At 62.0% G+C, this 23,377-nt stretch carries 20 protein-coding genes and 1 pseudogene; 12 read left to right on the forward strand and 9 right to left on the reverse strand.

Annotation, left to right across the window (positions count from 1 at the left end):
- Positions 1-7: 7 nt before the first annotated feature.
- From sdhA to AC1D1J_RS12685, 4 genes are all read right to left on the reverse strand, one after another.
- Positions 8-1,801, reverse strand: a complete 1,794-nt coding sequence (gene sdhA / locus AC1D1J_RS12670; RefSeq protein ID WP_477671354.1) for a succinate dehydrogenase flavoprotein subunit — start codon at positions 1,799-1,801, stop codon at positions 8-10.
- A gap of 52 nt (positions 1,802-1,853) precedes the next feature.
- On the reverse strand, positions 1,854-2,219 hold the full coding sequence (gene sdhD / locus AC1D1J_RS12675) for a succinate dehydrogenase, hydrophobic membrane anchor protein (RefSeq protein WP_477688100.1): 366 nt from the start codon (positions 2,217-2,219) through the stop codon (positions 1,854-1,856).
- 18 nt (positions 2,220-2,237) lie between these two features.
- The gene (gene sdhC / locus AC1D1J_RS12680; protein ID WP_477688101.1) at positions 2,238-2,684 is read right to left on the reverse strand and encodes a succinate dehydrogenase, cytochrome b556 subunit; all 447 of its coding nucleotides are present in this window, start codon (positions 2,682-2,684) and stop codon (positions 2,238-2,240) included.
- Positions 2,685-3,067: 383 nt separating this feature from the next.
- Positions 3,068-3,838, reverse strand: a complete 771-nt coding sequence (locus AC1D1J_RS12685) for a GntR family transcriptional regulator (protein WP_477688102.1) — start codon at positions 3,836-3,838, stop codon at positions 3,068-3,070.
- A 243-nt stretch (positions 3,839-4,081) separates the two neighbouring features.
- Between AC1D1J_RS12685 and AC1D1J_RS12690 the strand changes: the two genes are divergently transcribed.
- The 5 genes from AC1D1J_RS12690 (at position 4,082) to AC1D1J_RS12710 (ending at position 10,121) form a co-directional block, all read left to right on the forward strand.
- Entirely contained in the window at positions 4,082-5,068 is a 987-nt protein-coding gene (locus AC1D1J_RS12690) for a malate dehydrogenase (protein WP_457279332.1), read from the forward strand.
- 139 nt (positions 5,069-5,207) lie between these two features.
- Positions 5,208-6,197 (forward strand): HpcH/HpaI aldolase/citrate lyase family protein, encoded by a 990-nt coding sequence (locus AC1D1J_RS12695; protein ID WP_477694866.1) that lies wholly within the window; start codon positions 5,208-5,210, stop codon positions 6,195-6,197.
- A 38-nt stretch (positions 6,198-6,235) separates the two neighbouring features.
- The gene (locus tag AC1D1J_RS12700) at positions 6,236-6,859 is read left to right on the forward strand and encodes a hypothetical protein (RefSeq protein WP_477688104.1); all 624 of its coding nucleotides are present in this window, start codon (positions 6,236-6,238) and stop codon (positions 6,857-6,859) included.
- Positions 6,860-6,943: 84 nt separating this feature from the next.
- Positions 6,944-9,559, forward strand: coding sequence for a bifunctional aconitate hydratase 2/2-methylisocitrate dehydratase (locus tag AC1D1J_RS12705; protein WP_477694867.1), 2,616 nt, complete (start codon positions 6,944-6,946; stop codon positions 9,557-9,559).
- Between the two features lie 55 nt (positions 9,560-9,614).
- A complete protein-coding gene (locus AC1D1J_RS12710; RefSeq protein ID WP_477688106.1) occupies positions 9,615-10,121 on the forward strand; it encodes a BON domain-containing protein in 507 nt (168 codons plus the stop codon).
- Positions 10,122-10,190: 69 nt separating this feature from the next.
- Here AC1D1J_RS12710 and AC1D1J_RS12715 read toward each other — a convergent pair whose 3' ends face one another.
- Positions 10,191-10,574 (reverse strand): hypothetical protein, encoded by a 384-nt coding sequence (locus AC1D1J_RS12715; protein ID WP_477688107.1) that lies wholly within the window; start codon positions 10,572-10,574, stop codon positions 10,191-10,193.
- Between the two features lie 38 nt (positions 10,575-10,612).
- The gene (locus AC1D1J_RS12720) at positions 10,613-11,116 is read right to left on the reverse strand and encodes a pyridoxamine 5'-phosphate oxidase family protein (RefSeq protein ID WP_477688108.1); all 504 of its coding nucleotides are present in this window, start codon (positions 11,114-11,116) and stop codon (positions 10,613-10,615) included.
- Between the two features lie 298 nt (positions 11,117-11,414).
- Here AC1D1J_RS12720 and AC1D1J_RS12725 point away from each other — a divergent pair, with 298 nt between their 5' ends.
- The 4 genes from AC1D1J_RS12725 to AC1D1J_RS12740 all read left to right on the forward strand — a co-directional run bounded on the left by AC1D1J_RS12725 (position 11,415) and on the right by AC1D1J_RS12740 (position 15,901).
- Positions 11,415-12,440, forward strand: a complete 1,026-nt coding sequence (locus AC1D1J_RS12725) for an iron ABC transporter substrate-binding protein (RefSeq protein ID WP_477688109.1) — start codon at positions 11,415-11,417, stop codon at positions 12,438-12,440.
- 52 nt (positions 12,441-12,492) lie between these two features.
- Positions 12,493-14,091 carry an ABC transporter permease gene (locus tag AC1D1J_RS12730; RefSeq protein WP_477694868.1) on the forward strand — a complete coding sequence of 533 codons (1,599 nt, stop codon included), beginning with the start codon at positions 12,493-12,495 and terminating at the stop codon, positions 14,089-14,091.
- Complete coding sequence (locus tag AC1D1J_RS12735; RefSeq protein WP_477694869.1) at positions 14,088-15,203, forward strand: ABC transporter ATP-binding protein; 1,116 nt, start codon at positions 14,088-14,090, stop codon at positions 15,201-15,203. The genes AC1D1J_RS12730 and AC1D1J_RS12735 overlap by 4 nt, the downstream gene beginning before the upstream one ends.
- A gap of 335 nt (positions 15,204-15,538) precedes the next feature.
- A complete protein-coding gene (locus AC1D1J_RS12740; protein WP_457279322.1) occupies positions 15,539-15,901 on the forward strand; it encodes a DUF1428 domain-containing protein in 363 nt (120 codons plus the stop codon).
- 18 nt (positions 15,902-15,919) lie between these two features.
- Here the strand turns inward: AC1D1J_RS12740 and AC1D1J_RS12745 are convergent, their stop codons facing one another.
- Positions 15,920-16,756, reverse strand: coding sequence for a helix-turn-helix domain-containing protein (locus AC1D1J_RS12745; RefSeq protein ID WP_477687975.1), 837 nt, complete (start codon positions 16,754-16,756; stop codon positions 15,920-15,922).
- Positions 16,757-16,908: 152 nt separating this feature from the next.
- Between AC1D1J_RS12745 and AC1D1J_RS12750 the strand changes: the two genes are divergently transcribed.
- The 3 genes from AC1D1J_RS12750 (at position 16,909) to AC1D1J_RS12760 (ending at position 21,521) form a co-directional block, all read left to right on the forward strand.
- A complete protein-coding gene (locus AC1D1J_RS12750) occupies positions 16,909-17,322 on the forward strand; it encodes a hypothetical protein (RefSeq protein WP_477687967.1) in 414 nt (137 codons plus the stop codon).
- 105 nt (positions 17,323-17,427) lie between these two features.
- Positions 17,428-20,316, forward strand: coding sequence for an aconitate hydratase (locus AC1D1J_RS12755; protein ID WP_477687966.1), 2,889 nt, complete (start codon positions 17,428-17,430; stop codon positions 20,314-20,316).
- Entirely contained in the window at positions 20,316-21,521 is a 1,206-nt protein-coding gene (locus AC1D1J_RS12760; RefSeq protein WP_477687965.1) for an FAD-dependent monooxygenase, read from the forward strand. Before AC1D1J_RS12755 ends, AC1D1J_RS12760 begins: the two co-directional genes overlap by 1 nt.
- A 190-nt stretch (positions 21,522-21,711) precedes the next feature.
- Here the strand turns inward: AC1D1J_RS12760 and AC1D1J_RS12765 are convergent, their stop codons facing one another.
- Positions 21,712-22,809, reverse strand: a complete 1,098-nt coding sequence (locus tag AC1D1J_RS12765; RefSeq protein WP_477687964.1) for a hypothetical protein — start codon at positions 22,807-22,809, stop codon at positions 21,712-21,714.
- Positions 22,810-23,166: 357 nt separating this feature from the next.
- Positions 23,167-23,250 (reverse strand): annotated as a pseudogene (locus tag AC1D1J_RS12770) (tryptophan 2,3-dioxygenase); the annotation flags it as partial.
- Between the last annotated feature and the right edge of the window lie 127 nt (positions 23,251-23,377).

Here is a 23,377-nt window from a genome sequence, read left to right on the forward strand (position 1 = left end):
AACGTCTTCAGAAAGTACGCGTCTTGAGCGGTACCGAATCGACCGTCAGGGGTTTCATCTGCACCGGCTTGTAAGCCAGGCGGCTGCCTTCGCTGTACCAGAGCGTGTGTTTGTGCCAGTCGGTGTCGTTGCGGCCGTTCGGGTGCGCGGGCGTGTCGCCGTAGTCGTCGACGGAGTGCGCACCGCGGCTTTCCTGGCGGGCTGCGGCGGACACGATGGTGGCCTGCGCTGCTTCGATCAGGTTTTCCACTTCCAGCGCTTCGATGCGCGCGGTGTTGAAAATCTTCGACTTGTCTTTGAGGCCGATGCTGTTGACGCGGGCACGCAGCGCGGCGATTTTCGTCACGCCTTCGTTCATGATGGCCTGTGTGCGGAACACACCGGCGTGCTGCTGCATGGCGGCGCGCAGGTCGTTGGCCACATCTTGCGCGTATTCGCCGTCGGTGGCGTTGTCCAGGCGCGCGATGCGGGCCAGGGTTTTGTCGGCGGCATCCGCCGGCAGCGGTTTGTGCGTGGTGGTCTTGGCGAACTCGACGATGTGGTTGCCGGCGGCCTTGCCGAACACCAGCAGGTCGAGCAGCGAGTTGGTGCCCAGGCGGTTGGCGCCGTGCACGCTGACGCAGGAGCATTCGCCCACCGCATACAGGCCGTTGACCACCTGGCTCTGGTTGTTGGCGTCCTGCGTGACAACCTGGCCATGGATGTTGGTCGGGATGCCGCCCATCTGGTAGTGGATGGTGGGCACCACGGGAATCGGTTCCTTGGTGATGTCGACGTTGGCGAAGTTGTGGCCGATCTCGAACACCGAGGGCAGGCGCTTCATGATGGCGTCCACGCCCAGGTGGGTCATGTCCAGCAGGATGTAATCCTTGTTGGGGCCGCAGCCGCGGCCTTCCTTGATTTCCTGGTCCATGGAGCGCGAGACGAAGTCGCGCGGTGCCAGGTCTTTCAGCGTGGGCGCATAACGCTCCATGAAACGCTCACCGTTGCTGTTGCGCAGAATTGCGCCTTCGCCGCGGCAGCCTTCGGTCAGCAGCACGCCGGCGCCGGCCACGCCGGTGGGATGGAATTGCCAGAACTCCATGTCTTCCAGCGGGATGCCGGCACGTGCCGCCATGCCCAGGCCGTCGCCAGTGTTGATGAAGGCGTTCGTTGACGCGGCAAAAATGCGCCCTGCGCCGCCGGTGGCCAGCAGCGTGGTCTTGGCTTCAAAAATGTGGACGTCGCCGGTTTCCATTTCGAGGGCGGTCACGCCCACGACGTCACCAGCCGAGTCGCGGATCAGGTCCAGCGCCATCCACTCGACGAAGAAGCTGGTTTTTTCCTTGACATTTTGCTGGTACAGCGTGTGCAGCATGGCGTGGCCGGTGCGGTCGGCCGCCGCGCAGGCGCGTTGCACGGGCTTTTCGCCGTAGTTGGCGGTGTGGCCGCCGAAGGGGCGCTGGTAAATCGTGCCGTCGGGGTTGCGGTCGAAAGGCATGCCCATGTGCTCGAGGTCATACACGACCTTGGGTGCTTCGCGGCACATGTATTCAATGGCATCCTGGTCGCCGAGCCAGTCGGAGCCCTTGACGGTGTCATAGAAGTGGTAGTGCCAGTTGTCTTCGCTCATGTTGCCGAGCGATGCGCCGATGCCGCCCTGGGCTGCAACGGTGTGCGAGCGGGTAGGGAACACTTTGGAAAGCACGGCCACGTTGAGGCCGGCGCGTGCCAGTTGCAGCGATGCGCGCATGCCGGAGCCGCCGGCACCGACGATGACGACGTCAAATTTGCGCTTTGGGAGTTTGGATGTTGCTGTCATGATTTTTGTGGGGTGTCGGTCTTCTTGTCGGGTCTGTGGAGTCAGCGAGGGCTTAAAGGCGCCACAGGACCTGGATGCCCCAGCCGGCGCAGGCCACCAGCCAGACAATCGTGAAAACATTCAGGACCAGCTTGATGGAGGCCGGCTTGACGTAGTCCATCCAGATGTCGCGCATGCCGACCCACACGTGGTAAAGCAGTGCGACGATGACCACAAACGTCAGCGTCTTCATCCACTGGGACGAGAAGATGCCGGCCCATTTGTCGTAGCCGATGGGGCCTTTGCTGAAGATGACCTGGGCCAGGACCAGCAAGGTGAAGAGGGCCATCAGGGCGGCCGTGATGCGCTGCGCGAGCCAGTCGCGCAAGCCATAGTGGGCACCGACAACGATGCGCTTGGAGCCGTAGTTAACTGCCATTTTTTGTGCTCCTTCAGATCAGTAAAAGCCGAACAGCTTGATGGCCAGGACGAGCGTCAGGATGACGCTCACGGCTAGCGTGAAGAGGGCGGACGACTTGCCGAACTCCTTGCTGACGGCGGCATGACTCACGTCCATCCACAAGTGGCGCAGGCCGGCGATGAAATGGTGCAGGTAAGCCCAGATGAGGGCCAGTGCCACCAGCTTCCAGATGATGCCGGGAAGGCCCAGCATGCCGACGTTGAAGGCTGCCTTGAATTTCTCGAAGGAGATTTCCGAAGAGATCGAGGTGTCGAACATCCAGATGATGAAGGGCATCAGCAAAAACATGATGAACCCGCTGATACGGTGAAGGATGGAGACAATGCCTGCGAGGGGGAGGCGATAGGAGGGGAGATCGGTCAGGGCGTTGATGTTGCGGAACTCGGGCCGCTTCTTCGCTACGGTTGTCGCTGATTCGGACATACTTGGCTTTCTGTGTTTTTGAGTAACGGCTTTGTAACTGCCAAAGCGGCTCAACCCGAAATTCTATTGCAATGCAGCAACAATCCCGGCTGCTTCGGGTGATGGCCGGAAATTTTTGTCGGGAAAAGCGCGTTTGCCGGCACAACAGTTCGCAATTGCTGCGCGAAGGTCGTCGTAACTGACATGACGATTACAAATCACCCCATCCGGACGGCAATTCAGCGGCGCGCATATGCCGTTGCTGGCGCTTCGGCGGTGTCATGGCTTGAAGGGATTTCATCGTCGGTCATGTTGTTATGGTTGCACCGCCGGGCTCTCGCGGCCATGCCGCGGCAGGTTTGCCTGGCAGGGTTTTCTGTTGCCCTTGAGCCTGCTGGCGCTGTTCAGTTCAGGGTGTTGTGATAGTGATGTGTGTCGGTGCGGTAGTAGCCGCGGCGCAGCTCCATGGGCGCATCGTTGTAGGTGTAGGCGATGCGCTCCACGCTCAAAAGCGGTGCTCCGTGCTCTACTTTTAATAGCAGCTCGCGCCCGTCGGTGGCTGCTTCGGCGCGTATTTTCTCTTCGGCGCGAACCATCCGCACGTTGAATTCGGTCTCAAACAGCGCATACATGGGGCCGTGGTAGTCGGCCAGCCGCTCGGCCGTCAGGCCCTTGAAGGGCGCGGCGGGAAGCCAGATGTCTTCAAGAATGGTCGGTGTGCCGGCAAAGCTCAGCACGCGTCGGGCCTGCAGCACGGCGTCCCCGGTGCGCAAGGCCAGCGTGCGTGCAATCTCGGCGCTGGCGCGCACGCGCCGGCAGTCGATGATGTCGCGTTGGGCCGGGCCTTCGCTGCCCGGCGTGCCGCTGTCGGGGACCAGCTTGAGAAAGCGGAACTGGACATGCTGCTCGGCGTGGGTGGCAACAAAGGTGCCCTTGCCCTGGCGGCGGACCACCAGGTTGTCGGTGGCCAGCTCGTCGATGGCCTTACGCACCGTGCCCTGGCTGACACGGTAGCGCGCTGCCAGGTCCATCTCGGAAGGGATGGCTTCGCCCGGTTTCCATTCGCCTGATTGCAGGCTTTGCAGGATCAGGGCCTTGATCTGCTGGTACAGCGGACTGAACGCCGGCGTGGCACCTGCAAAGTCATCGGCGGGTAGGGCGGGAATGGCGGTCATGGGTTGGATTCTGGCTGGCCGTATCATATCTTATATAAGACATAAGACAAATTGACGCCCGCTGCTTTTCAAGCGTAAAATCTTTGGCTGAGCCAGCGCGCGGCCTGCTGTTTTGCGGTGATTTTGACGGGTAAAAGCATAAGACCCGTTAGCAATCACTTCCAGATATTCCAGGGTCGCGCCAGACATCTCACGCTACATCCCTCATTCAACCGATTTTCAACTTCCTGGAGTCCTCCCATCATGAGCAAAAAACCCGTCCGCGTTGCAGTCACCGGTGCAGCAGGCCAAATCGGTTACGCGTTGTTGTTCCGTATTGCTTCCGGCGAAATGCTCGGCAAAGACCAGCCCGTCATCCTGCAACTGCTCGAAGTGCCGGTTGAAGGCCCGCAAAAAGCGCTCAAGGGCGTGATGATGGAACTCGACGACTGCGCGTTCCCGCTGCTGGTCGGCATGGAAGCCCACAGCGACCCAATGACCGCCTTCAAGGACGCCGACTACGCGCTGCTGGTCGGCTCGCGCCCACGCGGCCCCGGCATGGAACGTGCCGAGCTGCTGGCCGTCAACGGCGCCATCTTCACGGCGCAGGGCAAGGCGCTCAACGCCGTGGCCAGCCGCAACGTCAAGGTGCTGGTGGTCGGCAACCCCGCCAACACCAATGCCTACATCGCCATGAAGAGCGCCCCTGACCTGCCGCGCAAGAACTTCACCGCCATGCTGCGCCTGGACCACAACCGCGCCGCCAGCCAGATTGCCGCCAAGACCGGCAAGGCCGTGGCCGACATTGAAAAACTCACCGTCTGGGGCAACCACTCGCCCACGATGTATGCTGACTACCGTTTTGCCACCATCAAGGGTGAAAGCGTCGCCAAGATGATCAACGACCAGGAATGGAACGCCAACGTGTTTCTGCCCACCGTCGGCAAGCGCGGCGCCGCCATCATTGAAGCGCGCGGCCTCTCCTCGGCTGCATCCGCAGCCAACGCCGCCATCGACCACATGCGCGACTGGGCCCTGGGCACCAACGGCAAGTGGGTCACCATGGGTATCCCGTCCGATGGCCAGTACGGCATCCCGAAGGATGTCATGTTTGGCTTCCCCGTGACCTGCGAAAACGGCGAATACAAACTGGTCGAAGGCCTGGAGATCGATGCGTTCAGCCAGGAACGCATCACCAAGACCCTGGACGAGCTTAAGGGTGAGCAAGACGGCGTCAAACACCTCTTGTAATGGCCTACTGCGCGACTCGGGGGCGTTGTTGCGGAGCCCGTCAGGCAATCCTCATGCACCTTAAGTGCACTCCGGTTGCCTGCCACCCGCGCCTGGCCCGCGAGCCGCTCGCTACGGCCCGAGAACTTGCGTTTATTCAATGAAACATCCGCGCGACGTTCTGTTGGGTGCCCAAGCGCAAGCCGGGTTTCTTCCGGTCTGCGATCACTACAGCGGTGTCGAAGCCCGCATGCGCAAAAGCCTGCAGTTGCAGGCCGAAATGATCGAGGAGTTCGGCGCCTGCGTGTTTGACGTGACGCTGGATTGCGAAGACGGCGCACCCGTGGGCGGCGAAGCCGACCATGCCGCAATGGTCGTGGCGCTGGCGGCCCTGGCCAGCGACAAGGCCCGCGTTGCGGTACGCATCCATTCGGTGGACCACCCCGCCTTTGATGCCGACATGGCTGTCATTGCCGGAAAGCTGTCCCGCCATCTCTCACACATCATGGTCCCCAAGGTGGAGTCGGTTGCCGATGTAGTCCGGGCCGAGCAGGCTCTGCTCGCGGCATCGGCCGGCGGCCTGCCACTGCACGTGCTGATCGAGTCTCCACTCGCGGTGCGAAACGCTTTCGACATTGCGGCGCATCCGCGCGTGCAGTCGTTGAGTTTTGGCCTGATGGATTTTGTCTCGGCGCATGGCGGTGCGATTCCCGCCGACGGCATGAGCAGCCGCGGCCAGTTCACACATCCGCTGGTGATGCGCGCCAAGCTCGAAATCGCGTCGGCTTGCCATGCCCACGGCAAAGTGCCGTCGCATTGTGTTGTCACAGAGTTCAATGACACTGAGGCCATGACTTCCGCCGCACGCCATGCTGCCCGTGAACTGGGCTACACCCGCATGTGGAGCATCCACCCCAACCAGATCCGGCCTATCCTGGCGGCTTTTGCGCCTACCGAAGGCGAGATTGAAAGTGCTACAAAAATAATAGCTGCTGCCGCACGTTCAGACTGGGCTCCCATCAGTTTTGAAGGCAAGCTGCACGACCGCGCGAGCTACCGCTACTTCTGGCAGGTTCTGGAGCGCGCGCACCAGACCGGCCGTGTTTTGCCGCACGAGGCGCAGGCGTATTTTTCTGCGCCGCTTCACTGATTTCCCCGATTGACTGTTGACCGTTCCAAAGGACCCCCATGAAACATTTCGCTCTCTCTGCCCTGATGCTGGCCGCCCCGGCCCTGTTGCTGGCCCAGACGGCAGCCCCTAAAGCTGCCGCGCCCAAGGCTGCCGCCACAGCTGACCAGCCCGCCCAGGCCGCCAAGCGCGCACCGATCAGGCGCTCTGCCGCCAAGGTGGTCGAAGAAAGGACGCCCATTGACGATGACCCGTCTGTCACCTTGACCCCTGAAGACCTGGAGCTCGCCAAGCGGGTTTACATCGGCACGATTCCCTGCGAACTGGGTGCCTCCGTCACCATCACGCCGAATGAAAAACGCCCGGGCTTCTTCCTGGTGCAGACGGGCAAGATGCGCTTTCGCATGCACCCGGTCGGAAGCCGCACCGGTGCCATCCGCCTGGAAGACGGCCGTGCAGGCGCCATGTGGCTCCAGTTGGGCAACAAGTCGATGCTGATGAGCCAGAAAATGGGCCAGCGTCTGGCTGACGAGTGCATGAGCCCGGCGCAGGTGACTTTTGCCGACGACATGAAGAAGAACCCCCCGACCAGCATTCTGGAGGCCTTGCCTGCCAAAGCCGCGCCAGCTCAGGCTGGCACGGGTTCTGCTCAGCCAGAAACTGCCCCGGCCAAAGCCCCGTAAAGCCCCATAAAGCCCAATACAGACACAGACCGCGACCGCACGCGCATCGACCGTGCAAATATTTGAGTACAGGAGAAGAAAACCATGATGCCCGAGTTCATACAAACCTACCGCAACCACGTGGCCGAGCGCGCCGCGCTGGGTATTCCCCCGCTGCCGTTGTCGGCCCAGCAGACCGGTGAGGTCATTGAGCTGCTGAAGAACCCACCCAAGGGCGAAGAGGCCTTTCTGGTGGAGCTGATCACGCACCGCGTGCCGGCCGGGGTCGATGCGGCCGCCAAGGTCAAGGCCAGCTATCTCGCTGCCGTGGCGCACGGCACCGAAAAGTGCTCACTGATCTCGCGCGAAAAAGCCGTGCAACTGCTTGGCACCATGCTGGGCGGCTACAACATCAGCCCGATGGTCGAGCTGCTCGACGACGCAGAAGACAGCGTGGCCACGCAAGCGGCCAACGGCCTGAAGCACACGCTGCTGATGTTCGACCAGTTCCACGACGTGCAGGAAAAGGCCGGCAAGGGCAACAAATACGCCAAGGCCGTGCTGCAAAGCTGGGCCGATGCCGAGTGGTTTACCAGCCGTCCGGAAGTGCCCGAGTCGATCAAGCTCACCATCTTCAAGGTGGCCGGCGAGATCAACACCGATGACCTGTCGCCCGCACCCGATGCCTGGAGCCGCCCCGACATTCCGCTGCACGCGCTGGCCATGCACAAGAATGCCCGCCCCGGCGTGACGCCCGAAGAAGACGGCAAGCGCGGCCCGGTCAAGTTCATTGAAGAGCTGAAAGCCAAGGGCAACCTGGTGGCCTATGTGGGCGACGTGGTCGGTACCGGCTCCTCGCGCAAGTCCGCGACCAACTCGGTGTTGTGGTTCACCGGTGAAGACATCCCCTATGTGCCGAACAAGCGTTTCGGCGGCGTCTGCCTCGGCTCGAAAATCGCCCCGATTTTCTACAACACCATGGAAGATTCGGGCGCGCTGCCGATCGAACTCGATGTGAGCCAGATGGCCATGGGCGATGTGATCGAACTGCGCCCCTACGACGGCAAGGCGCTGAAAGACGGCAAGGTCATCGCCGAGTTCAAACTCAAGAGCGACGTGCTGTTTGACGAAGTGCGCGCCGGTGGCCGCATTCCGCTGATCGTCGGCCGCGGCCTCACGGCCAAGGCACGTTTTGCGCTGGGCCTTCCCGTGTCTACCCAGTTCCGCCTGCCGCAGAATCCGGCCGACAACGGCCGCGGCTTTACGCTGGCACAAAAAATGGTTGGCCGTGCGGTCGGCCTGCCCGAAGGCCAGGGCGTACGCCCCGGCACTTACTGCGAGCCCAAGATGACTTCTGTCGGCTCGCAGGACACCACCGGCCCGATGACGCGCGACGAACTGAAAGACCTGGCCTGCCTGGGTTTCAGCGCCGACCTGGTGATGCAGTCTTTCTGCCACACGGCGGCTTATCCCAAGCCGGTCGATGTGAAGATGCACCACGAGCTGCCCGAGTTCATGAGCGACCGCGGCGGCATTCCACTGCGTCCGGGCGACGGCATCATCCATAGCTGGCTCAACCGCATGCTGCTGCCCGACACCGTTGGCACCGGCGGCGACAGCCACACGCGTTTTCCCATCGGCATCAGCTTCCCCGCGGGTTCCGGCCTGGTGGCTTTCGGCGCAGCCACCGGCGTCATGCCGCTGGACATGCCTGAATCCGTGCTGGTGCGCTTCAAGGGTGAAATGCAACCCGGCATCACACTGCGTGACCTGGTGAATGCGATCCCGCTGTACGCCATCAAGGCCGGTCTGTTGACGGTCGCCAAGCAAGGCAAGAAGAACATCTTCTCCGGCCGCATCCTGGAAATCGAAGGCTTGCCCGACCTGAAGGTCGAACAGGCGTTTGAGCTCTCCGACGCTTCCGCAGAGCGCTCTGCCGGCGGCTGCACGGTGCACCTGAACAAGGAACCCATCATCGAATACATCAACAGCAACATCACCATGCTGAAATGGATGATCGCGACGGGTTACTCGGATGTGCGCACCATCAAGCGCCGCATCGCCGCCATGGAAGCCTGGCTGGCCGACCCGCAGTTGCTCAAGGGCGATGCGGACGCCGAATACGCCGCCGTCATCGAGATCGATCTGGCCGACATTCATGAGCCTATCGTGGCCTGCCCGAACGACCCTGACGACGTGAAGACGCTGAGCGAAGTGGCCGGCAGCAAGATCGACGAAGTCTTTATCGGCAGCTGCATGACCAATATCGGCCATTTCCGCGCGGCCTCCAAGCTGCTCGAAAACAAGCGCGACATCCCCGTCAAACTGTGGATGGCGCCGCCGACCAAGATGGATGCCAAGCAGCTGACCGAAGAAGGTCACTACGGCGTGCTCGGCTCGGCCGGTGCCCGCATGGAAATGCCGGGTTGCAGCCTGTGCATGGGCAACCAGGCGCAGGTGAAAGAGGGCGCGACGGTGTTTTCCACCTCCACCCGCAACTTCCCGAACCGACTCGGGAAAAACTCCAACGTCTATCTCGGTTCCGCCGAGCTGGCCGCGATCTGCTCCAAGCTGGGCCGCATCCCCACCAAGGCCGAATACATGGCCGACATGGGTGTGCTGACCGCCGCCAGCGACAAGATCTACCAGTACCTCAACTTCGACCAGGTCAAGGACTACACCGACATGGCTGACACTGTGAAGGACGGCGTGGCCGCTTAAGTGGACACCCTGCCGGCGGCTTGACAGCCGCAAGCTGAAATGGAAGGATGAAGTGATGAAGAAACCGTCACTTCTTTCCTTCCTTTTTTTTGTTCTTTTTTTTGCCACCGGTTCAGCCGCTCAAGCTCAGGAAGCGCGCAAGAACGCCTTCAATGACCCCTTCCTGCAGGTCACTTCGGCAATCAACCCATGCCCTGTGCCGGAGGGGCCGCTCTATACCGAGCAGGAAGTGCGCGACGTGGCCCATGTGCGGGCGCAGCACGGCGGCAGTTGCTATCGGGTGGGGCGTTGCCGCCTGGCCAACTCGTATTGGTACGACCAGGAAATCATTCCGCGCGTATCGCAATACATCAAGCTTGACGGCCGGTTCGACGACACCAGTGTGTGGGTGCAGGGCGAGCGGCGTTTGGTCTTTCTCAAGGGTTGCGTCAAGACGCGCGAGCAATCAGAGGCGCTTGAAAAAGCCGTCTGGCTGGTCGATGACGTGATGGGCGTGGTGAATTACCTGCGCGTGGGTGATGAGCCCGTGCGCTATGTGCCGGCGCAGACTGAAAAGAAGTGAAGTGGGCTTGCCCCTTGCGTATGCAAAAAATCCCCGCAGTTTCCTGCGGGGATTTTTCATTGGGGGAGGCTATAGCCCCGACGGCAGCGGGTCTACCACCCGCAATTCCGAGCCGTCGACAAACTTCAGGTACCAGAACTCCGGTGACAGCGGCAGGTTGGGGCGTATGTGGCTGACATTGGCGGGCAGCACATAGACCGTGCTCGCGCCGTCGTCGGGCGGGGGTGCCAGGTAGTGGCGCTTGACCGCCACCAACCCGCCTATGGTGGAAACCACGGTGCCTATCGACTCGGTGACAGCATTGACGGTGGTGCCCTGGCCCAGCATGTGGATGGTGGTCTGGCCCATCAGGTCGGGACGTGAGGCTTCTATGTACAAGACTGCCGCGGTATTGATGCGCAAATCGTCGGGGGCGCTGGGCTCAGTGGCTTTGTTGAAAGAGATAAAGGGCATGGATAGGGCCGGTTGGGGACAGGTTTTCGGGCGAATTCTCAGGAAATATGCAGCTCTTTGTGCTCACCCAGCTTGCGCGGCAACTCGCCCAGGATGGCCGCCCTGGCCATTTTGGCCAGCTGCACCATCTTGCTTTCCTTCACGTCCCAGTATTCGGCGTGATGAATGCGCACTTCCAGCAGCGCCAGGTCCGGGTCGTTGACGCCCGCAGGAAACCAGGCGCGGGCAAGCGGTGACCAGAGTTCTTCTTTTTTGGCCTGGTCTTCCGCGATCGCCGCCTGGCCCGACACCGATACGTAGCTGTCGGCGCCCGGGTCGGCGTAGGACACGTTGACATTGCCGTCCTGCTGCAGCCGCTGGGCCATCTCGCTTTTGCGTGAGATGAAGAAATACAGATGCGATTCCGCGTCAAGCGACTGGTTCTGCGTGGTCAGGGGATGGGCGTGCAACATGCCGCTGGCCTGGCGGTGGGTCAGCATGCCGAACTTGATGCCCTGGATCAGCTCCCAAAGGGTGTCGTGGTCTGATTTTGTTGTGCTCATGAAAACTCCCGTGGGTGGTGGCCAATGCGTCGATGCTAGGCATCATGCCGCGGGCCGCTCATCAGCGGGCGGCGCGGGCAGCTGTCAGCAAGTGCCGACAGCCCCCGGCTTCCAGCCGCAGCCTGTGTAAACCATCGCTCTACAGGGGAACTAATGGCGCGAGCGGTTACCATATAGATAGATGCAAGTAATTCGTATTTGTATTACGGCTTGCTTACAGACGCCCAAGGGCTTCAAGGCCTTCGCGCCCGGCCCAGTTCGGGCGAACCGGGCCGCTTTCATCTCTAAAAGGTGTTTCATGAAACTGTCGTTCCCCTCTTTTGCCGGCGCCGTGCTGGCCGTCGGCCTGCTGGCCGCGCCTCTGGCCTCCACCGCCCAAACCGTCACGCCCACCGCCGAAGGCATCGTGGTCTACAACGCCCAGCATGTCAGCCTGACCAAGGCCTGGGCTGAAGCCTTCAGCAAGGAAACCGGCATCAAGGTCACCCTGCGCAACGGCAGCGACACCGAGCTGGGCAACCAGATCGTGCAGGAAGGCAAAGCCTCGCCCGCAGACGTGTTCCTGACCGAGAATTCGCCCGCCATGGCGCTGGTCGACACGGCAGGGCTGTTCGCTCCGCTGGACGCGGCCACGCTGTCTGAAGTGCCTGCCAACTTCCGCCCCGCGCACGGCCGCTGGACGGGCATCGCCGCGCGCAGCACGGTGTTTGTCTACAACAAGGCCAAGCTCACGCCGGCGCAGTTGCCCAAGTCCATGCTGGACCTGGCCACGCCCGCCTGGAAGGGCCGCTGGGCCGCATCGCCTTCCGGCGCCGACTTCCAGGCCATCGTGAGCGCATTGCTCGAGCTCAAAGGTGAGGCCGCCACCGCCGCCTGGCTCAAGGCCATGAAGGAAAACGCCACGCCTTACAAAGGCAACGGCACGGTGCTCAAGGCCGTCAATGCCGGCCAGATCGAAGGCGGCGTGATTTACCACTATTACTACTACGGCGACCAGGCCAAGACCGGCGAGAACAGCAACAACGCCCAGCTGCATTACTTCCGCAACCAGGACCCTGGCGCTTTTGTGAGCATTTCCGGTGGCGGCGTGCTGGCCTCGAGCAAGCACCAGCCCGAAGCCCAGGCCTTCGTGAAGTGGATCGCCGGCAAAGGCGGACAGGACATCCTGAAAACCGGCGACGCGTATGAGTACGCCGTGGGCACGGGCGCGGCCTCCAACCCCAAACTGGTACCTTTGGCTGAGCTGCAGGCGCCCAAGGTGGAGCCTTCCAAACTCAACAGCAAAAAAGTCACCGACCTGATGACCCAGGCCGGCCTGCTGTAAACCACCTCCAATCGCTTCCAACCATTTCAGGTCCGCGGATCTGACACCTGCCTTGAGTGCCTTGCCCTTTGATGTCGGCGCCGACTCCCTGAAGCCGGCGAGTGTGGCTCTGCGGCCTTTGCCTGCGGCCGGGCGCGGCGGCTGGCGCCTGTCGTGGGTGGGTAGCGCGGCCCTGCTGGTCTCGTTGCTGGCTTTGTTGCCGTTGGGTTTTGTCATCTGGGTCGGCATCCAGGCGGGTTGGGACACGGCCTTTGCGTTGATCTTCCGGCCCCGTGTGGGTGAACTGCTCGTCAACACTGCGTTGCTGGTGGCGCTGACAGTGCCGTTATGCGCCGTGCTGGCCGTGGCCCTGGCCTGGCTCACTGAGCGTAGCGACCTGCCCGGTGCACGCACCTGGGCCTGGCTGGCCGTCGCGCCGCTGGCCGTGCCGGCTTTTGTGCACAGCTATGCCTGGATGACGGTCGCCCCCGGCCTGCACGGCTTGCCCGCCGGCGTGATGGTTTCGGTGATCGCTTACTTTCCATTTTTGTATTTGCCTGTGGCCGCAGCCTTGCGGCGGCTGGATCCGGGTATGGAAGACAGCGCCGCCTCGCTGGGCTTGAGCCCTTTGGCGGTGTTTTTCCGCGTGGTGCTGCCGCAGCTGCGGCTGGCGGTATGCGGCGGCTCGCTGCTGGTGGGACTCCACTTGCTGGCCGAGTACGGTCTTTACGTGATGATCCGCTTCGACACCTTCACCACGGCCATCGTCGACCAGTTCCAGTCGACCTACAACGGGCCTGCGGCCAACATGCTTTCCGGCGTGCTGGTGGTGTGCTGCTTCGCGTTGCTGGGCCTGGAGTCGGTCGCGCGCGGCAAGGAACGTTATGCGCGCGTAGGTTCCGGCGCGGCGCGCATGCCTTTCAAACGCAAGCTGGGCCGCTTTGCTGGCTTGTGCCTGCTGCTGCCCGCGCTGGTCACCGCTCTGGCGCTGGGCGTGCCGCTGGTTACCCTGGGCCGCTGGCTGGTGGCCGGCGGGGCTGCCGTATGGCGCGTGGATGAAATCGGCCCGGCGATTTTCCAGACCCTGGGGCTGGCGCTGGCCGGTGCGTTGCTGACCACACTGGCTGCCGTGCCCATGGCCTGGCTGTCGATACGCTCACCGGGCCGGCTGCAGCGTGTGCTGGAGGCCTGCAACTACATGGTCGGTTCGCTGCCCGGTGTGGTGGTGGCGCTGGCCCTCGTCACGGTGACGGTGCGCCTGCCGATTTACCAGACGGCAATCACGGTGCTGCTGGCCTATCTGCTGATGTTTTTGCCGCGCGCCCTCATCAGCCTGCGCGCCGGCATTGCGCAGGCCCCGGTGGAGCTGGAGCAGGCCGCGCGCAGCCTGGGCCGCACGCCCGCGCAGGCGCTGTGGGCCATCACCCTGCGGTTGGCTGCGCCCAGCGCAGCGGCCGGCGCGGCCCTGGTGGGCCTGGGCATTACCAATGAGCTCACCGCCACGCTGATGCTCGCGCCCAACGGCACGCGTACCCTGGCAACTTCCTTTTGGGCCTACAGCAGCGAGATCGACTACGCCGCCGCCGCGCCCTATGCGCTCATCATGATGCTGCTGTCGCTGCCCATGACCTGGCTGCTCTATACCCAATCCAAACGCACGGCGGGACGATGACAACTTCTCTTGAACTGAACGGCCTGCGCAAACACTATGGTCCCGTGGAAGCACTGTGCGGCGTTCACTTGCACGTGCCGGCCGGCAGCCGCACCGCCATCGTGGGTCCGTCGGGTTCCGGTAAAACCACCTTGCTGCGCATCATTGCCGGCTTCGAAGTGCCCGACGCCGGCCGCGTCGTGCTGGGTGGGCGGCAGCTGGCAGACGGGCCGGAAGCCGTGCCGGCACACCAGCGCGGCATCGGTTTTGTGCCGCAGGACGGCGCGCTGTTTCCGCACCTGACGATTGAGGGCAATGTCGGCTTTGGCCTGCCGCGCAATACGCCCCGGCGCGCTGAACGCATTGCCGAACTGATGGACATGGTCGCGCTCGACATCGCCATGCTCAGCCGTCGCCCGCATGAGTTGTCTGGCGGCCAGCAGCAGCGCGTGGCGCTGGCCCGCGCGCTGGCCCAGCGCCCGCAGCTGATGTTGCTCGACGAGCCTTTTTCCGCCCTGGACACGGGCCTGCGCGCCAGCACCCGCAAGGCCGTCGCGCAATTGCTCAGCGGTGCCGGCATCACCACCATCCTGGTCACGCACGACCAGGCGGAAGCCCTGTCATTTGCCGACCAGGTGGCCGTGATGCGTGAAGGACAGCTGGTGCAGGCTGGCCGCCCGGTGGATCTTTATCTGCGGCCCCGTGATGCCGCGGTGGCCGGCTTCCTGGGCGAAGCCATCGTGCTGCCCGCGCAGCTGGCGGGCGGCTGGGCCGACTGCGCGCTGGGGCGAATCGCGGTCAACGACGGCCAGCGCAGTGGTGCGGCGCAGATCATGCTGCGGCCAGAGCAACTGCAGGTGGCTGAAGTCCCGGCGCAGGCGGCCGCGCACAGTGCGGATGCCGCCGCGTGCTACGGCGCGGTCATCGACAGCGATTTTGGCGGTCCGGTCTGCGTGCTGTCGGTGCGCCTGGTGCGCGGCGCTGGACTGGGCACGGCAGAAGAAACACCCGCGGCGACGGAGCTTGCTGCGTGGGACGCGCCGCTGCTGGTGCGCAGCTCCGGCCTGCATGTCCCGGCGCCGGGCGCCATGGTCCGCATCACGGTGGCTGGCCAGGCCCATGTGTTCGGATAGACCGGCCTGCGTGCCGGTTCCCGGGAATTTAAGCAAATAGTGGCCGTAGCCCAATAAGAACGGGCGCAAGCAGCTATTAAATTAATAGCATTTTTCCTACTTCTACGGATGCGATGAACCCAGCTGGAGGCGGACGTTTACCCGGCACGCCCCGCGCAAAGGGGCATGGCTCGACCAGTACATGCCTTGTTACGAATCTTTAAGGCGTCTTACACAGGTCTTTGGGTATATTGTGTACGGTGTACACAAATTAATGGTTGTGCACTTGCACGCCGGCAGCTTGATCGGTTGTTGCAGCGTTTCAGGTGACAACCGCTTACCCAAGGAGATTTCCCATGGCCCGTTACGTAGATGGATTCATTGTTGCCGTCCCCGCCAAGAAAGTGGAGGACTACCGCAAGCTGTCCCGCAAGGCCGGCAAGATCTGGAAGGAGTACGGCGCGATCGAATACACCGAGTGCATCGCCGACGACGTGAAACCCGGCAAGGTCACGTCCTTTCCGCAAAGCGTCAAGCTCAAGGCCGGCGAGGTGGTGGTGTTCTCGTGGATCACCTACAAGTCACGCAAGCAGCGCGACAGCGTCAACAAAAAGGTCATGTCCGACCCACGCCTGGAGGCCATGATGGATCCGAAGAATCTGCCATTCGATGGCAAGCGGATGATTTTTGGCGGCTTCAAGACCATCGTCGAGCTTTAAAGCCCGGGCGCGTGGGCTCTAGCTCTGCGCCGCCAGCGCGTGCAGCGCCTGGCGCGTGAAATCATCCGCCGGGAAAAAGGTCTCCATCGCCAGCTCCTGCAGCGTCACATCCACTGGTGAGCCGAAGATGGTGGTCGTGCTGATGAAGCTCAGCATGCCGGCGGGTGTCTTGAACAGGAAAGGCATGACCACGCCCGGGTGCTCGCCTTCGAGGTGTTCGTTTTTCGCTTCGTCAGGCACCGGGTAGGCCTTGAGTTCCTCGAGCAAGGCCGCCAGCACCGCGTCGGCGGTGGCCGCGACCTGTTGGCGCAGCCGTTCAAATATATGCGCGCGCCACTGCAGCAGGTTGGCGATGCGCGGCGCCAGGCCCAAAGGATGCAGGCTCAGGCGCAACACATTCACTGGCCCCTGCAGCAGCGAGGCATCGGCGCCCTCCATCAGGTGCGGCACCATGCGGTTGGCAGCCACGAGGTTCCAGTGCCGGTCCACCGCCAGCGCCGGGTAGGGCTCATGGCTTTTGAGCAGCAGCTCCACCGCCTGGCGGGCCGAATCCAGCGCGGGGTCATTCAGCGGCCGTTCGCGGTACATGGGTGCGTAGCCGGCCGCCACCAGCAGCGCATTGCGCTCGCGCAGCGGGATGTCCAGCCGTTCTGAAAGGCGCAGCACCATCTCGCGGCTGGGCACCGAGCGCCCCGTTTCCACAAAACTCAAATGGCGTGTCGAAATGTCCGCCTCCTGGGCCAGGTCCAGCTGGCTCAGGCGCCGGTGCTGCCGCCAGTGGCGCAGGTGGTCGCCAAAAGGCTGGGGCGCACTGCGCTGCGCGGGGCGGCTGGGGTGGTGGGTGCTGGCGGTCATGGTCACATCGTAAAGCTATGTGAGCAGTTTTCCATTACCTGCCAGGTTATCGACGGGTCGCTGCTGCGCAGGAATGATGACCTCCATGCGCACCGACCGGCGGCCCGGAGCGCTGATCAATATCACCGGCTGCTACTTTCAGGAGTTTTGCCATGTCTTCGAGTTCCATCCTTTCCTCTCCCAACTTCCTGCGCAATGTGCTGCGTGTGGATGCGCTGTCGTGCATTGCTTGCGGTGTATTGCAGGTCGCCTTTCCGGCTGCGATGGCCCGCTTGCTGAACCTGCCCGAGGGGCTGATTGCCTACACCGGGGAGTTCCTGCTGGTCTATGCGGCAGTCGTTGCGTTTGTTTCAACGCGTAATCCTTTGCCGCGTGGCGTTATCTGGGCGCTGGTGGCGGGCAATATCGGCTGGGCGCTGGCCTGCGTGCTGATGCTGGCCAGCGGCCGTGTGTCGCCCTCCATGCTGGGTGTGGCCTATGTGGTGATGCAGGCTCTGACGGTGGCGGTGCTGGCCGAACTGCAGTACTTCGGCTTGCGCCGCGCAGCGCCGCAGCCGGCCTGGTGAGAACGCACAAGACTCGGTAGAGGGGCAGGGTATGCGGCGCCGGACTCCCACGGGGCCGCAGTGCCTGCCAGAATGGGGGCTGCCGTCAATAAAAAGGAGTCCGCCATGGCCAAACCGCCTCCCCACGCTTTTTCCTCCACGCTCAAAAGCTTCAAGACCGCCTCCGGCAAAACCGGCAAGTTCTACTCCCTGCCGGAACTCGCCAAACAGTTTCCCAAAGTTTCCCGCCTGCCAGTGTCCATGCGCATCGTGCTTGAGTCGGTGCTGCGCAATTGCGACGGCAAAAAGGTCACGGCCGAACACGTGGCGCAACTGGCCCACTGGCTGCCCCAGGCCGAGCGCACCGAAGAAATCCCGTTTGTTGTCTCGCGCGTGGTGCTGCAGGATTTCACCGGTGTGCCGCTCTTGGCCGACCTGGCCGCCATGCGCAGCGTGGCGCTGAAGCTGGGCAAGAACCCCAAAGCCATCGAGCCGCTGGTACCGGTCGACCTGGTGGTCGACCACTCCATCATGGTCGACTACTACGGCAAGAAAAATTCGCTGGACCTCAACATGAAGCTGGAGTTCCAGCGCAACCGCGAGCGCTACGAGTTCATGAAATGGGGCATGCAGGCTTTTGACACCTTTGGCGTGGTACCGCCGGGCTTCGGCATCGTGCACCAGGTCAACCTTGAATACCTCTCGCGCGGCGTGCATAAAAGCAAGGATGGCGTGTACTACCCCGACTCGCTGGTGGGCACCGACAGCCACACCACCATGATCAACGGCATCGGTGTGGTGGCCTGGGGCTGCGGCGGCATTGAGGCCGAAGCCGCCATGCTGGGCCAGCCGGTCTACTTCCTCACGCCCGACGTGGTCGGCTTTGAGCTGACCGGCCGCCTGCGCGAAGGCGTCACCGCCACCGATCTGGTACTGCGTGTGACCGAGCAATTGCGCAAGGAAAAGGTCGTCGGCAAGTTTGTCGAATTTTTCGGCGAAGGCACGCGCACGCTGGCCCTGCCGGACCGCGCCACCATCGGCAACATGGCGCCCGAATACGGCGCCACCATGGGCTTCTTCCCGGTCGACGAAAAAACCATTGACTACTTCAAGGGCACGGGCCGCACCAAGGAAGAGATCGAAGCCTTCGAGGCCTACTTCAAGGCGCAGGGCCTCTTCGGCGTGGCCAAGGCCGGCGAGATTGATTATTCGCACGTGGTCAAACTCGACCTGGGCGACGTCACGCCCAGCCTGGCCGGCCCCAAGCGCCCGCAAGACCGCATCGAGCTTGGCAACGTCGCAAGCCAGTTCAAATCGCTCTTCAGCAAATCGATTGCCGAGAACGGCTTTAACCAGCCCGCCGGCATGCTCAACACCCGCCACCTGGTGCGCCGCACCGACGAAGGCCGGCTGGACACGCTGCCGTCTGCACCGCCCACACCGGCCGGTGCCGCACGCCCCGTGATGGAGATGGAAGGCAACCGCCCCACGCTGGCGCACGCACGCGCCAGCAACACCACCGACGCGCCCGCCAAGGCACAGACCGAGGTGGTGCATTCCGCCCCCGGCATCACGGTAGGCAACGGCGATGTGCTGATCGCCGCCATCACCAGTTGCACCAACACCTCCAATCCCAGTGTGCTGCTGGCCGCGGGCCTGCTGGCCAAGAAGGCGGTGGAAGCGGGCCTGAAGGTACAGCCGCATATCAAGACCTCGCTCGCGCCCGGCTCGCGCATCGTGACCGAGTACCTCACCGAGACCGGCCTGCTGCCTTACCTGGAGAAGCTCGGCTTCGCACTGGCCGGCTACGGTTGCACCACCTGCATCGGCAATGCCGGCGACCTGACGCCCGAACTCAATGAGGCCATCAGCAAGAGCGACCTGGTCTGCGCGGCCGTGCTGTCGGGCAACCGCAACTTCGAGGCTCGAATCCACCCCAACCTCAAGGCCAACTTTCTGGCCAGCCCGCCGCTGGTGGTGGCTTACGCCATTGCCGGCACGGTGATGCGCGACCTGATGACCGAACCCGTCGGCAAAGGCAAGGGCGGCAAGGACGTCTACCTGGGCGACATCTGGCCGACCAGCGACGAAATCTACAAGCTCATGAAGTACGCCATGAACGGCAAGGCCTTTCGCGCCAATTACGCCAAGGTCAAGACCGAGCCTGGCAAGCTCTGGGAAAACATTAAGGGCGTCAAAGGCACGTCTTACACCTGGCCGGCCAGCACCTACATCGCCGAGCCGCCTTTCTTCAAGGACTTCACCATGAAGGCGGGCGAGGCCGGCAGCGTGTCGGTCAAGGGCGCGCGCATCATGGCGCTGTTTGGCGACTCCATCACCACCGACCACATCTCGCCGGCCGGCTCCATCAAGGCCAGCTCGCCGGCAGGCCTCTGGCTGCAGGCCAACGGCGTGCAGAAGGCCGACTTCAACAGCTACGGTGCGCGCCGCGGCAACCACGACGTGATGATGCGCGGCACGTTTGCCAATGTGCGCATCAAGAATTTGATGATCCCGCCCGATGCGGAAGGCTCGCGCGAAGAAGGCGGCGTCACGTTGTTCCAGCCCGGCAACGAAAAGATGTTCATCTACGACGCCGCCATGAAGTACATGGACCAAGGCACGCCCACCGTGATCTTTGCCGGCGAGGAATACGGCACAGGTTCGTCGCGCGACTGGGCCGCCAAAGGCACGCAGCTGCTCGGCATCAAGGCCGTGGTGGCGCGCAGCTTTGAACGCATCCACCGCAGCAACCTGGTCGGCATGGGCGTGCTGCCCCTGCAGTTCAAGCCGGGTGATTCGTGGCAGACCTTGAAGCTCACCGGCAATGAAGTCATTGACGTGATTCCGCACCCTGAGCTCAAGCCGCAAAGCGAAGCCAAACTGGTCATCACGCGCGCCGATGGTTCGCGTGAAGAAGTGACCGTGATACTGCGTGTCGACACGCCCATCGAGGTGGATTACTACCGCAACGGCGGCATCTTGCCTTTTGTGCTGCGGCAGTTGCTCGCTTGATGTTCAGACAAGCCCTGATAGCCGGTGGCGGCATCGGAGGGCTCGCGGCTGCACTGGCAGTGTCGCGCGCGGGCTGGGATGTGCGCCTGTTTGAACGCGCAAGCGCGTTCAGTGAGGTCGGTGCCGGCATTCAGCTCGGCCCGAATGTGGTCAAGATACTGCACAGCTGGGGATTGGCTGATGCACTGCAGGCCGTGGCCGCCTTTCCGGAACGCTTGCAGATACGCAGTGCGATGTCCGGAAAGCAGCTGGGTGAATTGGGCCTGGGTGCGGCAATGGTCCAGCGGTATGGCGCGCCTTATCTCTCCATTCATCGCGCCGACCTTCACGGCCTGCTGCTGCAGGCCGTGCAGCAGCATGCCGACGTAAGGCTGCACCTGAGCCGGCCTCTGCAGTCCTTCAGCCAGACCGCGCAAGCCGTCACGGTGCAGGCCGACGACGGTCCTGGCATTGAAGGCGACGCCCTCATAGGTGCTGACGGCATCTGGAGCACAGTGCGCCAGGAGCTGCTGGGTGACGGTCTGCCACGCCGCACCGGCCACCTGGCTTACCGCGCCTTGGTGCGGCAATCCGATCTACCTGAATTGCTCAGGAGCCGGCAGATCACGGTCTGGCTGGGGCCGCGCATGCACGTGGTGCAGTACCCGGTGCGCGGCGGTGAATGGCTCAATGTGGTGGCCATCGTGCAGGGTGAAGCCGCTGCCGAAGCCGACCTCTGGGACCACAGTGCCAACACCTCCGATCTGGGCGCGGCGACGGCCGGCTGCTGTGCCGCGCTGCGCGAAGTACTGGATGCCATCGGGGGCTGGCGCTTGTGGGTGCTGCACGACCGCCCGCCCATGCAAGGCGCCCATCAGCACGCCGTAGGCCGTGTGGCCTTATTGGGCGATGCCGCCCATCCGATGCGGCCTTACCTCGCGCAAGGCGCCGGCATGGCGATCGAAGACGCCGCCGAGCTAGGCCATGTTTTGGCCCAGGCGCTGGATCCGGCGTTTGACGTACCCACCATGATGCAGCGCTATGCGCTCAACCGCTGGCAGCGCAATGCGCGCGTGCAGGCGCGGGCTTTGCGTAATGGGCAGATATTTCACGCCAGTGGGGTGTCACGGTGGGGCAGGGATACCGCAATGCGTCTGTTGGGTGAGAAGCTGCTGGATATGCCCTGGCTCTACGGGGCAAGCCCAACCTACCTTGATGGGCATTGAGCCCATAGGACGACGGCTGTTTGCGCAGGCCTTGCACGGTTGATACGCGCTTTCACCGCGGGCGGTGCGTCAATTTGTGGTCCGGGCTTCATGACGGCAAGGAATTCCGCCCGGACTGGGAAAAAATTCGCGGGACCGCGGTCACGCCTGGGTGAAGTTTTGGGGACGCTCGGATGCGGTCGCTATTTATTCACGGGATCTTGTTTTTCTCGGACTTTGGAACTTGTATGTACTTCCTCATCCTGTCGAATTTTTCATCGTAAACCAGCACAACGTCCCTCTGTTCGGGCCGCAGAATTCTCAAGCTGTTGTACCTGGTTTCCACTTTCTCTTCAGTGTTCATAAAAATCTTGTGATCCCACCGCTCTTCCGGGTCTTTATAAACAGTTTCGATGATGACCTTGCCTGGGAAAACTTCGTTAAATGCGATGTAGTACTCCGGATGAAGGGAGGGATCGTTCTTTCTGAGGAGTACCAGGAGGAGGTAGGCATCGTTCAGTCCTTCCCGCGTGTCCTTGAGCAGAATGGCGATTTCTTTCTTGTCCTGGCCGCTGAAATCGCCTTCCCTTAACAGGCTTGAGTATTTGAGATTTCCGGAATTCACGAACCGATAGGCCGCTCCTTCATCGGATGAATAGAAATCGAGAAGCTTTTCCTTGACGCCGTACGGCAATTCCTTGAGATAAAACGCATCGAAGTCGCTGCCGTATTTTCTGCTGAAGTCTTCTGCTGAAATCAGGTAGTTGTCATTAAGCAGGGCGGGCAGCAGGGTGGGGTATTCGACAGCCCCTTTCATCGCGAGCTTTAAATACGCTTTCCAGTTTTCCTGGCCGACCTTCGGTTGATACTTTTCCAGATCCTGCAGCGTATTTGTTTCAATCACGGAGTACCCGCGTTGCTTTTCGCCTTTGCCGTCTTTGCAGGTAGCGCAATAAATGGTTTCACCAAAACTGAGGGTGTGGAGTTTTTCAGGAAGCTGGTCGTACTCTTTTTTGTAGCTTGCATCCAGGAGCTTGCCCTTGGTGATATGACCGGTATCACCGGTAAAAATGGCAAGTGTCTTTGACTCGGCGACAGCCCTTGCCGCCGCATCTCCCGTTGTATTTCCCGTTGTATTTCCTGTCGTATCCGCCAACACGGCATATCTATCCGCTTCGTGCGTAAAGTCGTAGACGTAGTGTTTGAAATATTCAAAATCGTTCTTGGCAAAAAAACAGGCGAGCGCAAACACAAGCAATGCAAGCGCCGCTAAAGTCTTTTTGGTCCTGGATAGCGTCGAAAAATTCATGGATCAGATGGGTGCAGGTATTTAAGGCAACAGACGAACAAGTCTGCTGATGGAAGGGCAGCTATCGTGAAATACAGTCAAGAATTGAAACGGACCGCCGAAGTATCGCTGACTATTTTGACTGGCACAACGGGACAGGATTGCGTTCAAGCATGGATCGAATCACCCTAAAGCAAAGTCGGCGCTCGAGGTTTCCCCCCCGACTCGCGTCATCCTGGATGATGCATTGCAATGGTAGATCGACAATGAAAATGGCGATTTCTGGAACGCTTTGTTATGGTATTTGCTATAAAAATAGTAGCTGCTTGCGCACGTCCTGCAAAGGCTCTGGCTACTATTCTTACGGATTTCCTGAAAATCCGTGCGCAGCTTCCATATCTGGGGAAACAACACGACATCCGGCATCTTGCGCAGGTAGCTGACGCCGCCGATGCCGCTGCTGGTGGTGGCCTACGCCATTGCCGGCACGCTGATTCGCAACCTGATCGGGTGCCCGCCAGCATGCCGTGGGCCGCGGGATGGTGCGATGGGGCGGGATGTGGCGATGAAGGTGTTGGGGGAGAAGATG

Source organism: Polaromonas sp. P1_F8 (genome assembly GCF_056405635.1).

Bases quoted from the DNA above. Each gene is read 5' to 3' on its own strand.
- sdhA (WP_477671354.1), bottom strand. From the start codon at position 1,801: ATGACAGCAACATCCAAACTCCCAAAGCGCAAATTTGACGTCGTCATC.
- sdhD (WP_477688100.1), bottom strand. From the start codon at position 2,219: ATGGCAGTTAACTACGGCTCCAAGCGCATCGTTGTCGGTGCCCACTAT.
- sdhC (WP_477688101.1), bottom strand. From the start codon at position 2,684: ATGTCCGAATCAGCGACAACCGTAGCGAAGAAGCGGCCCGAGTTCCGC.
- AC1D1J_RS12685 (WP_477688102.1), bottom strand. From the start codon at position 3,838: ATGACCGCCATTCCCGCCCTACCCGCCGATGACTTTGCAGGTGCCACG.
- AC1D1J_RS12690 (WP_457279332.1), top strand. From the start codon at position 4,082: ATGAGCAAAAAACCCGTCCGCGTTGCAGTCACCGGTGCAGCAGGCCAA.
- AC1D1J_RS12695 (WP_477694866.1), top strand. From the start codon at position 5,208: ATGAAACATCCGCGCGACGTTCTGTTGGGTGCCCAAGCGCAAGCCGGG.
- AC1D1J_RS12700 (WP_477688104.1), top strand. From the start codon at position 6,236: ATGAAACATTTCGCTCTCTCTGCCCTGATGCTGGCCGCCCCGGCCCTG.
- AC1D1J_RS12705 (WP_477694867.1), top strand. From the start codon at position 6,944: ATGATGCCCGAGTTCATACAAACCTACCGCAACCACGTGGCCGAGCGC.
- AC1D1J_RS12710 (WP_477688106.1), top strand. From the start codon at position 9,615: ATGAAGAAACCGTCACTTCTTTCCTTCCTTTTTTTTGTTCTTTTTTTT.
- AC1D1J_RS12715 (WP_477688107.1), bottom strand. From the start codon at position 10,574: ATGCCCTTTATCTCTTTCAACAAAGCCACTGAGCCCAGCGCCCCCGAC.
- AC1D1J_RS12720 (WP_477688108.1), bottom strand. From the start codon at position 11,116: ATGAGCACAACAAAATCAGACCACGACACCCTTTGGGAGCTGATCCAG.
- AC1D1J_RS12725 (WP_477688109.1), top strand. From the start codon at position 11,415: ATGAAACTGTCGTTCCCCTCTTTTGCCGGCGCCGTGCTGGCCGTCGGC.
- AC1D1J_RS12735 (WP_477694869.1), top strand. From the start codon at position 14,088: ATGACAACTTCTCTTGAACTGAACGGCCTGCGCAAACACTATGGTCCC.
- AC1D1J_RS12740 (WP_457279322.1), top strand. From the start codon at position 15,539: ATGGCCCGTTACGTAGATGGATTCATTGTTGCCGTCCCCGCCAAGAAA.
- AC1D1J_RS12745 (WP_477687975.1), bottom strand. From the start codon at position 16,756: ATGACCGCCAGCACCCACCACCCCAGCCGCCCCGCGCAGCGCAGTGCG.
- AC1D1J_RS12750 (WP_477687967.1), top strand. From the start codon at position 16,909: ATGTCTTCGAGTTCCATCCTTTCCTCTCCCAACTTCCTGCGCAATGTG.
- AC1D1J_RS12755 (WP_477687966.1), top strand. From the start codon at position 17,428: ATGGCCAAACCGCCTCCCCACGCTTTTTCCTCCACGCTCAAAAGCTTC.
- AC1D1J_RS12760 (WP_477687965.1), top strand. From the start codon at position 20,316: ATGTTCAGACAAGCCCTGATAGCCGGTGGCGGCATCGGAGGGCTCGCG.
- AC1D1J_RS12765 (WP_477687964.1), bottom strand. From the start codon at position 22,809: ATGAATTTTTCGACGCTATCCAGGACCAAAAAGACTTTAGCGGCGCTT.